At 49.2% G+C, this 18,230-nt stretch carries 4 protein-coding genes; all 4 read left to right on the forward strand.

From position 1 onward, the window contains the following. Positions 1–225: 225 nt before the first annotated feature. The 4 genes from H8K52_RS07365 (at position 226) to H8K52_RS07380 (ending at position 18,212) form a co-directional block, all read left to right on the forward strand. Positions 226–1,074: a sulfotransferase family protein gene (locus tag H8K52_RS07365; protein WP_186922253.1), complete on the forward strand. Its 849-nt coding sequence runs from the start codon at positions 226–228 to the stop codon at positions 1,072–1,074. Continuing rightward, the gene (locus H8K52_RS07370) at positions 1,067–8,248 is read left to right on the forward strand and encodes an Ig-like domain-containing protein (RefSeq protein ID WP_186922254.1); all 7,182 of its coding nucleotides are present in this window, start codon (positions 1,067–1,069) and stop codon (positions 8,246–8,248) included. Before H8K52_RS07365 ends, H8K52_RS07370 begins: the two co-directional genes overlap by 8 nt. Positions 8,249–8,694: 446 nt before the next feature. Continuing rightward, positions 8,695–9,543 carry a sulfotransferase gene (locus tag H8K52_RS07375; protein WP_186922255.1) on the forward strand — a complete coding sequence of 283 codons (849 nt, stop codon included), beginning with the start codon at positions 8,695–8,697 and terminating at the stop codon, positions 9,541–9,543. Positions 9,544–9,545: 2 nt separating this feature from the next. Continuing rightward, positions 9,546–18,212, forward strand: coding sequence for an Ig-like domain-containing protein (locus H8K52_RS07380; RefSeq protein WP_186922256.1), 8,667 nt, complete (start codon positions 9,546–9,548; stop codon positions 18,210–18,212). Positions 18,213–18,230 lie beyond the last annotated feature (18 nt).

The following is an 18,230-nucleotide window of genomic DNA, read 5'->3' on the forward strand; positions in this document are numbered from 1 at the left end:
TGTGAAATGTAAATTTACACGTAAAGTATGTGATCAAGTCGCAAACACCTAACTTGATCAGTCATCGATCCACTATGAGTGCATCATGACAGGGGATCAGGCGTAAAAATTGCTTATATTCTTCCGTTTAAGCACTAAGAATACATTCAGAGGATTTGTGAAGATCTTTATAGCATTGCCTGATGTAAGCAGCATTACTGTTTTTATCTAACACCACAATTATTAATGTCAACTAACTACCATTTTATTTCCGGCCTACCTCGTTCTGGCTCGACGCTATTGGCAGCGATTTTATGTCAGAACCCGAATTTTTATGCTGGTATCAGTAGTCCCGTTGGCGGTTTTATGAACTCTATCCTTGCCCAAGTGAGCGCAGGTAGTGAGTTTGCGTCGCAAGTCGACAATGTGCAGAGAAAAGACTTACTCACCGGCTTATTCAACGCTTACTACAAAAAAGAACAAAATAAACGTGTCGTATTTGATACCAATCGTATGTGGTGCGCCAAATTACCAACCATACTTGATCTGTTTCCGCAGTCAAAAGTGATCGCCTGTGTTCGTAATGTCGCTTGGGTAATGGACAGCATAGAGCGCCAATTTCGCAGCAATCCCTACGAAAACACCAAGCTATTTGGCAACAATATGTCACGCAGCACGGTCTACCAACGTCTCGAAGGATTGGCGCAACATGATCAATTAGTCGGTTTCGCCTGGGCCGGATTACGTGAGGCATTTTATGGTGAGCACGCTAAATCCCTACTCGTCATTGACTACGAATTACTCGCTCAAGCACCGCAAAAAGTGATTCCACTCATTTATGATTTTCTAGGCGAACCGCAGTTCACACATGACTTTGATCAACTCTCCTTCGACGCCCCTGATTTTGATCTACAACTCGGACTGCCGGGTCTGCACAAAGTACGGCCCAAAGTGGAATTGACAGAACGCCAGACGATCATTCCACCCGATCTATTTGAGAAGTACGCAAAAATGAGCTTTTGGAATACCCCAAGCCCAAGTTCCGCCAATGTAATTGCCCCAAAAACCAATGTGAAGGAAACCAAGCATGACTAAGTTTACAATCAACGACAAAACTGGCTTGTATATCCGCCCAGCCTATCAAGAATTGTCCGATGCATTTGAACCATTCGGTTCCGATTCGATTGGCCAACCGGCGCATAACAGCCCGCCAACCGAAAGTGCTAAACGAGAAATCGTTTTTATCGAAGATAATGTTCGCAATATCTCAGCTTTGCGTGAAGCCATCGGGGCTGGCAAAGAGATTCACATCCTCGATTCCACGCGAGATGGATTGCAGCAAATTGCGCAAATTCTTGCAGGCCAAACTGGTATTGATGCTTTACATTTGATCTCACATGGCAAAGCCGCCTCCATCAATTTAGGCGCCTTGATTCTGGACCAAAGCACGATCGATGCACACGCAAGCGAACTCGCTTCAATCGGTGCAAGCCTGAACCAAAACGCCGATATCTTGTTATACGGCTGCGAGGTTGGCGCTAATCAAGGCACAGCCTTACTGAATCGCCTTGCCAGTCTGACCGGCGCTGATATCGCAGCCTCGAATGATTTGACTGGCAGTATCAAGTTTGCTGCGGATTGGGATCTGGAAATTAGCACCGGCAATATTGAAGCGAGCAATATCAGTAATCCACAGTTAGCTGCAACTTATCTTGATGTGCTCAATATTAATTCCGCGTTAATCACCTTCGACAACGGAACAGGTGTCTTTACGGATGTCGGTGGTTATGCCAACGCCGGACAAAATGTCGCGTATCAAATACTAGATGCTGATCCTAATTATGTTTTGCGGATTGATGGCCTCAATCAAGGTATTAATCGAGACCCCGGAAACTATGTGACCATAGACTTTAACGCCACAAATACGGAAACGCGGGTAGATTTTACTTTTGCAGCAGGCCAAATTTTTGATGCTGACAGCTTAGAGATCTGGAATCAAACAAGCTCACCAACGCAGAATCTGACATTTATTGGATTGGATGCGAGCGATAATCAAATCGTCACGCAAAATTTCACGATTCTCTCTGGAGCTTTCGTCGCAACGCCAATCACTTTAACAGGTTTCGACGGAATTAAGACTTTGCGAATAGTGGAAACTGGTGGCGGGAACATATATTATATGAATCTCGATCAAATTGCCTTATCGAATATTCGACCACCAGATACCACTCCGCCAACCGTCACCATCAGCGTATCGGATACGGCAGTCAAGGTGGGCGATACTCCAACAGTAACCTTCACGTTTTCCGAAGCGGTCACTGGCTTCAGCAATGCAGATGTGACGAGTATTCCAAATGGTAATTTAAGTGCCGTCAGCAGCAGCGACGGCGGTATCACTTACACGGCGACATTTACCCCCAATGCTGGCGTCGAAGATGCTAGCAATCTGTTCACGGTTAATATGACTGGCGTCGCCGATGCCGCTGCAAATGTGGGTGTCGGTAGCACCAATTCGAATAACTTTTCGATAGACACACAACGCCCGGGTGTCACCGTCACACTGGCAGATTCCAATTTGACCGCTGGCGAGACAACTACGGCAACGTTCACGTTCACTGAAATCGTTTCGGGCTTTACTCTGGCCGACATTACCGCGAGCGGAAGTGGATCTTTAGGCGCACTCTCCACTTCGGACAATATCACTTATACGGCAACTTTCACACCAACTGCCAGTACCAATGACGCTACCAATGTGATTACCGTCGATAAAACCGGTGTGACGGATGCAGCGGCCAACGCCGGTAGTGGCAGTAGCAGTTCAGCCAATTACACGGTTAATACAGTACGCCCAACCGTCACGGTCAACGTCAGCGATACCGCACTTCAGATTGGCGACACCTCGCTCGTCACGTTCACTTTTTCAGAGGCGGTCACCGGTTTTACGAATGCGGATTTGAGTATTGCGAATGGTAGCTTGACTGCCGTCAGTTCTGGCGATGGCATCACGTGGACAGCGACTTTCACACCGACCTTATCAATCACCGATACCACTAATATCATCACGGTCACCAATTCCGGCTATACCAGTATTGCCAGCGGCAATACTGGTAGCGGCACCACCAACTCCAACAATTACGCCATTGATACGGAACGTCCAGTCTTGAGTATTAGTCTGGCCGACAGTAATTTAATCTTCGGTGAATCATCACTGGTGACCTTCAACTTCACAGAAGCCGTCACAAGCTTCGATAACACCGATATCACTGGGATTCCGAATGGCAGTTTAAGCGCCGTATCAAGTAGCAATGGCGGTATCACCTGGACTGCGACCTATACGCCGAATGCTAGTCTGCAAGACGCTTCCAATGTGATCACTGTCGATATGACGACGCTCACCGATCTCGCTGGCAATGCTGGGTTAGGAACCACAGATACGGGTAATTTCGCTATTGATACTTTGCGTCCCGATGTCGCCATTACCCTCAGTGATACGACCCTGTCTGCTGGCGAAACGACCACTGTCACTTTTACCTTTACCGAAGCGGTATCCGGCTTTACTAATGCCGATATTACCGTCGAGGGTGGAACCTTAGGTACGCTCTCGACTGTCGACAACGTCGTCTATACCGCGACCTTTACGCCTACCGCCTCGCTGTTGGATAGCACCAATGTCATCACCGTCGACAAGACTGGCGTCACCGATACGGCTGGTAATGTCGGCAGTGGTAGTAGTAGCTCTGCCAATTACATCGTCTCGACCGTGGGTCCTACGGTGAGCGCGACGTTTAGTGATACCGCGCTAGTAATTGGCGATACCGCTGTCGTTACTTTCACTTTCTCTGAAGCCGTTACTGGTTTTAGCAACGCCGATCTAAATGTCGTCAATGGCAATTTGTCTGCCGTTGGCACTAGCGATGGCGGCATCACCTGGACAGCCAACTTTACCCCCGATGTGAGTGTAGCCGACGCGACCAACGTCATTACCATTACCAATAGCGGTTATACCAGTGTTGCTAGCGGCAATGCCGGTAGTGGCACCACCGATTCGGCTAACTATGCGATTGATACCGTACGTCCGACTGCAACGATCGTGGTAGCGGATAATTCTTTGCTAGCCGGTGAGACGTCTTTAGTCACAATCACGTTCAATGAAGCGGTGACTAATTTCAGCAATGCCGATCTGACCATTGCTAACGGTACTTTGAGTGTGGTATCTAGCGGCGATGGTGGCATTACTTGGACGGCGACGCTGACACCGACTACCTCAGTCTCTGATACGACCAATCTCATTACGCTCGACAACACGACACTGAACGATCTGGCTGGCAATGCTGGAACCGGCACCACCGATTCGAATAATTATGCGGTGCAAACAGTACGTCCAACGGTCTCAGTGACCGTTGGCGATACCGCGCTGCAAATCGGTGATACCCCCACAGTGACCTTTACTTTCTCCGAAGCCGTCACTGGCTTTACCAATGCCGATTTAACGATTGCCAATGGAACGTTGTCGCCCGTTGGCAGTAGCGATGGCGGTATCACTTGGACTGCGACATTGACGCCAACATTGAGTATCGAAGATACCAGCAATCTCATTACCGTGACCAATACCGGGTACGCCAATGCGGTTGGCAATACCGGTACAGGTAGTACTAATTCCAATAATTACGCGGTCGATACCCTGCGTCCTACCGCTACCATTGTGGTCGCGGATAACGCCTTAAAAGCGGGCGAAACTTCATTGGTCACCATCACGTTTAGTGAGGCGGTCACCGGTTTTGATAATAGCGATTTGACCGTTGCGAATGGTAGTTTGACAGCGGTGGGTAGCAGCGATGGTGGCATCACCTGGACAGCAACACTGACTCCAACAGTGAGTATCGAAGACACGACCAATCTCATCAATCTCAATAACATTGGTGTCACCGATGCTGCGGGCAATACAGGAAGCGGCACGACTGATTCGAATAACTACGCTATCGATACTTTGAGTCCAACTGTGTCCATCGGCGTCAGTGACACCGCTTTAAAAACCGGGGACACCGCGACCGTGACGTTCACCTTCTCGGAAGCCGTGACGAATTTCACAAATGCGGATGTTAGCTTCCCTAACGGCGCTTTAGGCCCTGTGTCATCTGGCGACGGCGGTACGACTTGGACAGCGACTTTCACGCCTAGTGCGGATATCGAAGACAGCAGCAATGTGATCAGTGTCGCTTTAGCTGGTTTGACCGATTTAGCCGGAAATGCTGGTACCGGTACCAGCACGAGTTCTAACTATGCGATTGATACGCTTCGCCCGAGTATCATTGACATCGCCCTCACCGACGCAAGTTTAACAGTAGGTGAGACCGCCATCCTCAGTCTCAATTTCACTGAAGCAGTATCAGGATTGACCATTGGTGATATCACCGTCGACAACGCGGTTCCTTCTGCCCTCTCAACACCGGATGGCGGCACCACATGGAATTTCACAGTCACACCCAATGCCTCTGCCACCAACTTAGCAAGCTTTGTCCATGTCAACTATGCCAACGTGACCGATACCGCAGGCAATGTCGGCGTCGGTATCGGTAACTTCGGTAGCTTCGTCATCGATACCGCACGCCCTGCCTTAGTTGGCTCTGTCACGGTCTCAGATAATGCCTTAAAAATCGGTGATACCTCGACCGTTAGTTTCGCTTTTACCGAAGCCGTCACCAATCTGACCAGTGCCGATCTGTCGACGCCGAATGGCTCGATCTCGAATCTGAACAGCGCCGATGGCGGTATCACTTGGACTGCGACTTTGACACCGTCAATCAGTGTGTCTGACTCCACCAATGTGGTGACTTTAGATCTGACGACCATCACCGATTTGCGTGGCAATGCAGGCCTGGGAACATCCTCTAGTTCGAACTATGCGGTCGATACGGTACGTCCTGCCCTCGCCTCAGCCATCACCTTCTCCGATAGTGCGCTTGCCATCGGTGAAACCGCCACCATCGGGTTCACGTTCACCGAGGCCGTTACTGGCTTCACGACTGCCGATATCCTCAGCCCCAATGGCGTCTTATCGAACTTGATTACTGGCGACGGCGGCATCACCTGGACCGCCACTTTTACGCCAAGTCCAAGCACCTACAGTGCCACCAATATCTTGACACTCGATTACACTGGCATAGTCGATTTGGCGGGCAATGCTGGTTCAGGCACAGCGACATCCTCAAACTATGTCGTTGATACCGTACGTCCAACACTCGCTAGTGCGATGGCGATCTCCGATGCTGCGTTGAAAATCGGCGATACCGCAACCGTGACTTTCACCTTTACCGAGGCAGTGACGAATTTCACCACCGCGGATGTGACTGTCGAGAATGGGGTTTTGTCGAATTTGAGTACGGCAAATAGCGGCATTACGTGGACCGCGACACTGACGCCAAATGCTAGCGTAACTGACACTAGTAATATCCTGACACTCGATTACACCGGCATCACCGATCTGGCGGGGAATGCGGGCACTGGTAGCGTCACTTCTGGCAATTACACGATTGATACGGTACGTCCTACTGTTAGCAGCAACATGAGTTTCGCTGATAGTGCCTTAGTCATTGGGGATACCTCGTTGATGACGATCGTCTTCTCTGAAGCCGTCACGGGTTTATCGACTGCCGATTTCACTGTCGCTAACGGCGCACTCTCCGCCTTATCCTCAAGCGACGGCGGCATCACTTGGACTGCCACACTGACACCGAACGCTAGTGTCAGCGATACGACCAATACCATAAGCCTCGACAACACCAGCTATACCGATCTCAATGGCAATGCTGGTACTGGCACCACCGTCAGTCCTAACTATACGATTGATACCTTACGGCCAACCGCGACCATCACACTGTCTGACAATGATCTCAGTTTAATCGATACCGCTCTGGTGACTTTTACGTTCAGTGAGCCTGTCATTGGTTTTACTAACGCCGATCTAACTTTACCTGTTACTACGCCGATGGGTGCGCTCTCCCCTGTCAGCTCTAGTGACGGTGGGCTCACTTGGACAGCGACCTATACGCCACCGTTTGGGGTGTTTGACGCAACCAATCTGATCACCTTAGATACCTCAGGGGTAGTTGATGCGGTTGGCAATGCTGGTGCGGGGAATGTCAATTCGCCGAATTTTGTCATCAGCACGGTCAATATTGCACCGAGTTTGGGTGGGGCAACGGGTGGATTAAGCACGACAGACATGGCACGCATCCTTCCATTCACAGGCATCACTGTCACAGACCCTGATTTCGGCGCGATGGAGACCGCCATCATCAGTATCGACAATGTACTAAAAGGTAGCTTCACGCCGAACTCGTTAGCATTAAGTGGCTTCTACACGAATGATGGCGGAGTGACATATCTACACGATGCCGTATCACCATCAGACATGCAGGCCGCTATTCGTGCCTTGGTGTTCGAACCAAATCCAGCGCGTTTGTCGGTAGGCACTAGCGACGTCACCACATTTACCATCGTCGTGCGCGATCAACATTTGGCCTCGGCATCCAATAGCAGTACCACCCTCACGATCAGCAATGTGAATTCGGCACCGACCGACATCTTATTGTCTGACGCCATTGTTTCGCAGTCGGAAGGCGCTAATGCGATTGTCGGCACATTGTCAGCCGTCGATAGAAACATCGGCGACACGCATACGTTTAGCTTAGCGGCAGCGAATGCCTTCAACGACAACACCAAGTTCGCGCTGGTTGGAAATAGTTTGAAAGTGATCAATCCTGCCTCGATGACAGAAAAGGATTACTTTGTCGCGGTGCAAGTGACAGACGCGAATGGTCTTAGCTTTACCAAGAAACTGACTGTGAGTTTGGACGATGATATTGCGCCATACATCACGTCGATCGAGACCTTACGTTCACCACGACCAACAATCACCACGGGTAGCTACATTGTGAAGTTCAACGAGAGCGTCACTGGGGTGAGCATTGATGATTTCTTCCTCTCGTCTAGCAATGGCACCACGGCGCATTTGAGTTCCGTCACCGCACTGACTGGCAATGCGTATCGCGTTTATTTCGATCAAATCGTTGGCACTGGCGTGTTGAATCTGAACTTGAAAACCTCTGGCACTGGCATTAGTGATTTGTTTGGAAATAGTTTGCCAAGCGCTGTTCCACTGGCGCCGATTGAATCATCGGCATCAATGACAGATACGCAAGCTACTGAGGTGATCCCACAGGTCTCGGTCGTCGGCGTACAGCAAGCGCAAGATTTTATCGTGATGTGATGTTGCATTATCTGAAGTAGGCGAGCGGTCAGTCATTGACCGCTCGTTTTTTTAGTGCCGAGCGACACAAAAAGTTAAAAAATTACGTCTCTTTAAAGTGAGCATAACTAACAGCGATCAACCTAGGTATAGCGCAAGCTATTGCTATAGGGAATGCAAAGTAAATATAACTATTTACCTTTCAATCATTTTTTTAGAATGCGTTACATGTAAGGTGAAATGCCCTTTAAAAACATAGGCTTAAACTTGACTGGGCTAGACTTTCACAATAAGCTTGAAACCAATTTGTATCTTTGATAATTGCGTTGACATAACCAACACATGCAGTTTTTTTCGGACAAGTTAGGTAGCGGCTTTCAAGTATAAGTTAGCCATGAATTACATGAAATAACTGAGCTAACCAGCAACTCAACAACTTAATGCTTTTTTAAAATATAAAAATAAATATGTCACTTGCCAAATATCATTTTATCTCAGGGTTACCTCGTTCAGGCTCCACTTTATTGGCCGCTTTGCTTTTACAAAATCCACGATTTCATGCAGGGATGACTAGTCCGGTTGGCGCGCTATATACCAGCATGCTACATCAGTTTGGCGCGGGGACTGAGTTCGGTCCGGTGATCACCAAACCCGAGCGCAAGCGTCTCGTTCGGGGTCTATTTGACTCCTATTACGCTGAGCACGGGGACAAAGAAGTCGTGTTTGATACCAACCGTATGTGGACTGCTCACCTGCCTATGCTGATGGATCAATTTCCCGGTTCAAAAGTCATTGCGTGCGTAAGAAACGTCGCATGGATTATGGATAGCATAGAACGAAAATACGCGGCAGATCCTTATGAAATTACACGTTTGTTTAATGATGACAACGAACGCGCGACCGTGTATAGCCGCGTTGAAACGCTGGCACAGCGCAATCGCATGGTGGGCTATCCTTGGGCCGCATTAAAAAGTGCATTTTATAGCGAGCATGCGGCCTCCATGCTACTAATTGACTATGACCTCCTCGCTCAGGCACCACAAAAGGTCTTACCGCTGATTTACGACTTCATTGGCGCGGAACCATTTGAACATGACTTCCAGAACATCCAGTATGACGCCCCCGAATTTGATGCGCCTTTGGGAATGCGAGGCTTACACAAAGTCAGGTCTGAAGTCAGCTTCGAAGCGCGAGACACCATACTGCCACCCGATTTGTTTCAACAATACAGCCAGCTTTCTTTTTGGAAAGATACTACGGCTAGCCGTGCCAACGTAATTACCGCCAAATTTATCCCAACTGCGACAGGAAATTGATAATGAACACTACGACCACGCAACAGAACCACAGAGCCCTTGATACCAGCATCGATAGCGACGCGAGTTCAGCACCATTATCATCTTCTGCCGTCTCAGTATCAGCTACACAGACGGCACCAAAGCCAACGACAACGGTTGCCCATGAGATTGTGTTCGTCGACACCACGTTGCCAAATTGGCAGAGTCTAATCAAGGATATTAAACCTGGCACCGAAATCATCACGCTCGACCCCTTAAAAAATGGTGTGCAACAAATAGCGGATGCTTTGCAAGGCAAAGCCGGTATTACTGCTGTGCATATCATGTCACATGGCGGCGAAGGCTATCTGGTCATGGGCAATACGATGGTGTCGTCACATAACTTGGTGGACTACCAAAGCAGCTTTGCAAAAATACGCGCAGCCTTATCATCGGATGCTGATATTTTATTGTATGGCTGTGATGTCGCCAAAGGTGAAGTGGGCGCGCATTTCGTTAGCCAACTGGCACAAATCACCGGCGCGGATATTGCCGCATCCACCAATGACACTGGCGTTAGTGGCGATTGGGTACTGGAATATCAAAGCGGTGCTGTTGAGACCAACGTAGTCGCAGCAAGCGAATATGGTTTTGATTTGGCCACCATTAAAGTCACCAATTTAAATGACAGTGGCGCAGGCTCTTTGCGAGCAGCTATTACTAGTGCGACGGGTAACGCGGCAGCCGATACCATCGTATTTGACCCCGCTTTATTTGCTAGTGGTGCAGCGACATTAACCTTAACTAGTGGCGCATTAAATGTCCATGGTGATGGCGACTTAGATGCATTTACCATCATTGGTCCAGGAGAGAATTTGTTGACCATCAGTGGTAATAATGCATCACGGGTTTTTATGGCAGATAATCAAATCGTTCCAGCTGTTGGTACTGCTGGGCAACCAGGATATGTCCCTCCTGTCTATGCTGCAAATACATCGTCGTTATCACTTTCAGGCATGACATTGACCAATGCCACTTCAGCAGGTGCAAGAGATAGTGCTGGTGGTGGTGCGATCTTGTCTTATTACTCAGGCAACCTAACACTTGATCATGTTGTCGTAAAAAATAGCACGGCTGGTGGTGGTGGCGGTGGGCTTAAATTTGGGGGTGATAATGGGAATTTAGTCATTAACACTTCAACTTTTGATAGTAATTCTATTTCAGCAGGTGGTGCAAATGGTACTGGCGGTGGCATTGCTGCTTTTGCTCAATCCCATAGCATTACCATCTCCAATTCAACAATTAGCAACAATACCAATACAACAGGGTTTTATGGAGGTGGCGCTTTTCTTGGTGGTGTAGGAAGTACCGTCACTGTAACCAATACCACAATTGCGGGGAATTCAGCAGGTAGTGGAAATATTCAAGCGGGTGGCGGTGGTGGGATTATTATCCAATCGCCGAGCGTTGTCATTACCAACTCAACAATTGTCAATAATGCCTGGAATGGTGGTAATGCGCCGAATAACGGTGGTGGCGGACTATCCTTGTTTAATGGAGGCGCAGCCATATTAAGAAATAATATTATTGCCAATAATACGAGTACGAATACCGTAATGACCGATACCGACGTTATCGTTACCCATTCGGGATCGATGTCTGGAACCGGCAATTTAATTCCGACCGCTGTGGGCTTAAATTACACTGCGACCAATACCACAACAAGCACTCAAACTTCACTAGGCAGCGCGTTAGGCCCACTTGCTTTCAATGGTGGTCCAGTAAAAACGATTGCTGTTGCCGCTGGAAGTAATGCCATTGGCAACGGCACCATTACTGGTGCGCCAACCACAGACGCGCGCGGGGTTGGACGAGGTGGCACAGTAGACATCGGGGCATACGAATTTAGTGACGATAACACCTTCGATTTTACTGGCGTGGTATCGCCAAACAGAGGGGCGATTGATGTTCCATCAAATTACAATCTCAGCATTGAATTTGGTACAGCTGTGACCGCTGTTGCTGCAAAAAATATCGTTATCTACCGTCAATCTGACAACGCCGTTTTGGAAACGATCGCTGCGACCGATACTGGCAAAGTGACGTTCAGTAGCGGCACAGGTGGCACAAACAGTCAGGTAACAATTAATCCGACTGCGACTCTTGTAAGCAATACAGGCTACTATGTCTTAATTGATAGCGGTGCGTTCCAAGATGGCAGCAGCAACACGTATGATGGTATTAGTTCAAATTCAACTTGGACATTTACCTCCGCCGCTGTTCCCACAAGCATCACCAGCGCTACTTATGATGCCAACACTGGCGTTTTAGTCGTTACGGGTACCGATATCACCAATGGTGGCACGATCGATGTCACCAAATTAAGCCTGACTGGGCAAGGTGGCTCTTACACACTGACAGCAGCTACTAGCAATCCGACTGCGAGCAGTGCGACTTCCTTCACTGTCACCCTTGGCGCCGCGGACAAAATTGCTGTCAATGGCGTGCTAAACAACAATGGAACCACCTCCGTAACGGGCGGCGTCACGTTCAACCTGGCAGCCGCAGCCAACTGGGATGTAACAGCCGCTGCCTCAGCTGATTTGACTGGCAACGGCGTGACTGTCTCCAACGTCGCCGCGCCGACACTCGAGTCTGCCACCTATGACGCCAACACAGGCACACTCATTGTTACGGGCACCAATCTGGTCAAGGCCATTGGGTCAAACAACGACATCACTGCCAGCAAAATTTCTATACGCGGCGAGGGCAACGTCACCTATGTGTTAACTGATACGGCAGATGTGGACATCACGTCTGCGACTTCCTTTACGCTCATCCTGAGCGCTGCTGACAAGGCGGGCCTCAACCAATACATTAACAAAGACGGCACTCTCCCAACGTCTGCTTCTTCACTTTACCTTGTTAAAGGTGCTGACGATTGGAACACCGTCATCACGGGAGGCGACACTAAAGATATTGTCAACAACTTCATTACCGTCAGTAACGTTGCGGTGCCAACGATTACTTCCGCCACTTACAATGCCAGCACGGGTAATTTAGTGGTCACTGGAACGGGTTTCACTCACCTGAATAATGGCGGAACGGACGACATCATCGCCAACAAATTCACCATCACTGGCGAAGGTGGCTCGACCTATACGTTGACCAACACAGCAAACGTAGAGATCACCTCCGGGACGGCGTTCACCTTGGTTCTAAGCGCAACCGACAAATCCGCCCTCAATCAAATCGTCAATAAAAGCGGTTCCAGCTCCACCGGTGGTTCCACTTATAACTTGGCAGCTGCAGAAGATTGGGCGGCTGGTGCGGATGCGGCAGTTGTCGTTGCTGACACGATCGGTGATGGTATTACTGCTACAGTCACGCCTCCCGCCATCACCTCAGCGACTTATGATGCAGGCACGGGTACACTGGTTGTCACTGGCTCGGGATTTACTCATCGTGCAGGCGCGACCAACGATATTATCGCCAATACGTTTACGCTGACTGGTCAAGGTGGCAGCACCTATTCGTTGACTGATACGGCAAATGTCGAAATCAATTCTGATAGCAGTTTCACATTAGTACTATCATCGACAGACAAAGCAGGATTGCGCACGCTACTCAACAACAATGGCTCCCAATCCTCAGGCGGTACGACTTACAATTTAGCTGCTGCAGATAATTGGGCAAACGGTGCAGATTCAACGCTCAATATTGCCGATGCTAGCGGCAACACAATTACGGTATCAAATGTGGTATCGCCAACGATTACTTCAGCCAGTTACGATGCCAGTACAGGGATTTTGTCAGTCACTGGCGCGAACATGGTCAATGGCGATTCAATTGATGTCTCTAAACTGTCTGTTACTGGCGAAGGTGGAGCTTATACCCTAACTAGTGCAGGAGTTAACGCAAGTAGCGCAACTGCTTTTTCTGTCACACTTAACGCGACAGACAAACTCGCAATCAATGGTATTCTCAACAATGACGGTACATCTTCCGTTAATGCAGCGACATTCAATTTAGCTGCAGCAGCAGGTTGGAATACGACGGTCAATACCACTGCTGATTTAACGGGCAACGGCATCACTGTCTCCAACGTCACCGCACCAACGATTACCTCAGCGACCTACGATGGCACGAGCCGTGTCTTCGTCATCACAGGTGAAAATCTGGTGAAGACGATTGGTGCTAATAATGACATTACCATCTCTGCTCTAACCATTACTGGCGAAGGCGGTGCAACACGCACATTATCGACAACTGGCAATGTTGAAGTCACGTCTGCAACGAGCTTCACTTTTACGATAGCGGGTGCGGATATTGTTGCTGTGAACTCTTTACTCAATAAAAATGGTACGTCTTCAGCTAGTAGCAGTACCAACTACAACCTCGCTGTCGCAGACAACTGGAATAGCGTCGTCACTGGTGGCAATATTCAGGACTTGACTGGCAATGGCATTACTGTCGCTAACGCTGCACCAAGTATCCTCAGCTCAACCTATGATGCAGCAACGGGAATTCTATCTGTCTCCGCTGTGAATATCGTTAGCGGTGACACGATTGATGTGTCTAAACTTTCCATTACTGGTCAAGCAGGTTCATATACCTTAACCACTGCACCAGTGACTGCTAGCAGCTCCACTGCATTCTCCGTCACGCTCAACGCAGCTGACAAACTCGCAATCAACGGCATTCTCAATAACAATGGAACTTCCGCTGTTAGCACCACGACTTATAATCTTTCCGCTGCAACCAACTGGAATCAAACCACCGCCTCCGGTGCCGACACAACTGGTAACGCAATCACAGTATCGAATGTCACCGCACCGACGATTACCTCAGCGACTTACAATGGCACAAGTCATGTGTTTGTGGTGACTGGTACGAATCTAGTGAAGACTATCGGTGCAACCAATGACGTGACGATTTCTGCTTTAACCATCACTGGCGAAGGCGGTGCAACACATACTTTATCTACCACTGGCAATGTCGAAGTCACCTCAGACAATAGCTTTACGTTCACCTTAGCGGGTGCCGATATCGCCGCTGTAGATTCTTTGCTCAATAAAAATGGTACATCGTCGGCTAGCAGCAGTACTACCTATAACCTTGCTGTCGCCGATGACTGGAATAGCGTCGTCACTGGTGGCAATATTCAGGACTTGACTGGCAATGGCATTACTGTCACTAACGCTGCACCAAGCATCATTAGTTCGACTTACAATGCAGCAACTGGCGTATTAACTGTCTCCGCTGTCAATATCGTTGCTGCCGACAACATCGACGTCTCCAAACTATCGATCACTGGTGAGGGAGGATCTTATACATTAACAACGGCTGGTGTTACCGCAACTAGTGCGACTGAATTCTCGGTCACGCTCAATGCAGCCGATAAACTTGCCATTAACGGTATCCTCAATAACAATGGCACATCGGCAGTCAGTGCCGCGACGTTTAATCTTTCTGCTGCCGCCAACTGGGATTCAAGCAGAGCATCTGGCGCCGACACCACAGACAACGCCATCACGGTCTCTAACGTTACCGCACCAAGCATTACCTCTGCAACCTACGATTTCACCACGCATGTATTGACCGTCACAGGCACAGGTTTGGTCGGTACTCTGGGGGCGACGAATGACATCACCGTCGATGCCCTCACTATCACAGGTGAAGGTGGTGCTACTCGTGCTTTGATGACAACGGGTAATGTCGAAGTACTTTCCGATACCAGCTTTGCCATTACCTTAGCTGGTGCTGATCAAGCGGCAGTGGAAGCCTTGTTTACAAAAAATGGTTTGACCTCGACTAACGGCACTAGCTACAACCTCGCCGCTGCCGATGATTGGAATAGCGTCATCACTGGCGGCAATATCGCTGATGCGACCTCGCCGATTACAGTGGCGAATGTGCCTGTTCCGACCATCACCTCTTCAGTTTATAACGCGAGTACCGGTGCGCTGGTCGTCACAGGAACAGGCTTTCGTGGTGCATTCGGTGCGAACAACGATATCGTCGCCAATAAGTTCAGCCTGCAAGGTGAAGGCGGTGCTAGCTATACGCTCACGAACACCAGCAACGTCGAGATCAATTCAACCACCTCCTTCACGCTGACATTGAGTGCTGCCGATCGTTTAGGTGCGAATCTGATCATGAATAAGAATGGCACCAGCTCCACCAGTGTCAATACTTACAATCTGGTCGCGAACGAAGACTGGAATACCGGGGCTGATGCCGCTGTCGTCATTGCTGATCTGACCGGCAATGGGGTCACTGTTTCGAACGTAGTGGCGCCAACGGTCTCATCTGCCACTTACAACGTCGCTACTGGGGTACTGGTCGTCACAGGCAATAACTTCCTGTCGCTGACAGGCGCCAACAATGACATTACCGCCAATAGGATTCGCTTCCTAGGGCAAGATGCTATCAACTACACCCTGACTAATACCCCCAACATCGACATCACCTCCAACACCAGCTTCACCATGACCATGAGTGTCGCCGACAAGGCGCAACTGGCACTGAGGTTCAACAAGAATGGTACATCCTCCACCGATTTAACAACTTATAATATCGGTATGCTCGAAGACTGGAATACGGGTGCTGCCACCGCTGTCGTGATCGCTGATCTGTTTGGCAATTTCATCACTGTCTCAGGTGTCAATCCAACGACATCCATCACTGCGTCAAGCTTCTCTGCTGACGCAGGCACGTCCTCAAGTGATTTCATTACGAATACAGCCGCGCAAACGATCTCCGGTACGCTCAGTGCCAATTTGCTCCTAGGCGAATCGGTAGAAGTATCGACCAATAATGGCGGTTCGTGGACAACAGCAAGCGCCACCGTTGGCCAAAGTACTTGGTCGCTGGCAGGAGCTACTTTATCGAATGGCACAAGCAATTTCAAAGTACGTGTCGTTGATTCCTATGCGAACTCAGGTCCTGAGTATAGCCAAAGTTATACCTTAGAAACCGTACGTCCTACCGTTGTCACCAATATGAGCTTTACGGATAACGTGTTAGCGATCGGTGACACGGCGACCATGTCATTGAGTTTCTCTGAAGCGGTAAGTGACTTAACGATCGCTGATTTCACGGTTCCAAACGGCGTGCTTTCTAACCTCACCAGCAGCGATGGTGGTATCACTTGGACCGCAACCTTGACGCCCAATGCCGGTGTCAATGATGCGACCAATACCATCACTCTCGATAACACGGCCTATATCGACGTTGCTGGCAATACCGGGACTGGCACCACCATCAGTGCCAATTATGCAATCGATACCTTGAGACCGACCGCGACGATCACGATGTCAGATATCGATCTTGGTGTACCCGATACTGCCTTGGTGACCTTTACCTTTAGCGAGCCTGTCACTGGCTTCACAAACGATGATCTAACTCTGCCTGTGACCGCGCCAATGGGCACATTATCTCCGGTTAGCTCAAGTGACGGTGGATTGACTTGGACAGCGACCTATACGCCGCCATTCGGTTTATTGGATACCAGCAATTTGATTACCTTAAACACCGCTGGCGTCATCGATGGCTTGGGCAATCCCGGCTTAGGTTTGATCAATTCCCCTAATTTTACGATCAATACCGTAAATATCGCGCCAAGCTTGGGCGGGATCACACCGGGATTGAGCACCACCGACTCCATGCGCATCGTGCCGTTTGCCAGCGTTACCGTCACCGATCCTGATATTGGCGCACTGGAAACGGCGACTATTGGCATAGACAATCCTGTCAAAGGTAGTTTTACCTCCAATTCATTGGCCTTAAGCGGCTTTTATACCAATGATGGCGGTATCACTTATGTGCATGACGCTGCTTCACCAACTGTGATGCAGGCAGCGATTCGCGCACTGGTTTTTGAACCGAATCCCTCTCGTTTATCAATCGGCACAAGTGATGTCACCACCTTCACCATTGTGGTCCGCGATCAGTATTTGGACTCGGTATCCAATAGCAGTACCACCCTCACGATCAGCAATGTGAATTCAGCACCGACCGACATCTTATTGTCTGACGCGATTGTTTCGCAGTCGGAAGGCGCTAATGCGATTGTCGGTACACTGTCAGCCGTCGATAAAAACATCGGCGACACGCATACGTTTAGCTTAGCGGCATCGAATGCCTTCAACGACAACACCAAGTTCACACTGGTTGGAAATAGTTTGAAAGTGATCAATCCTGCCTCGATGACAGAAAAGGATTACTTTGTCGCGGTGCAAGTGACAGACGCGAATGGTCTTAGCTTTACCAAGAAACTGACTGTGAGTTTGGACGATGATATTGCGCCATACATCACGTCGATCGAGACCTTACGTTCACCACGACCAACGATCACAACGGGTAGCTATATTGTGAAGTTCAACGAGAGCGTCACTGGGGTGAGCATCGATGACTTCTTCCTCACGTCTAGCGCTGGCACCACGGCGCATTTGAGTTCCGTCACCGCACTGACTGGCAATGCGTATCGCGTTTATTTCGATCAAATCGTTGGCACTGGGGTGTTGAATCTGAACTTGAAAACCTCTGGCACTGGCATTAGTGATTTGTTTGGAAATAGTTTGCCAAGCGCTGTTCCATTGGCGCCGATTTCAGCGATATCTCTGGCAGACACACAAACTGCTGAGCTGATCCCACATGTCTCGGTCGTTGGCGTACAGCAAGGCCAAGATTTTATCGTGATGTGATGTTGCATTATCTGAAAT

Origin of the sequence: Affinundibacterium seohonense (assembly GCF_014284305.1) — a bacterium.
GTDB lineage: Bacteria > Pseudomonadota > Gammaproteobacteria > Burkholderiales > Burkholderiaceae_D > Undibacterium > Undibacterium seohonense.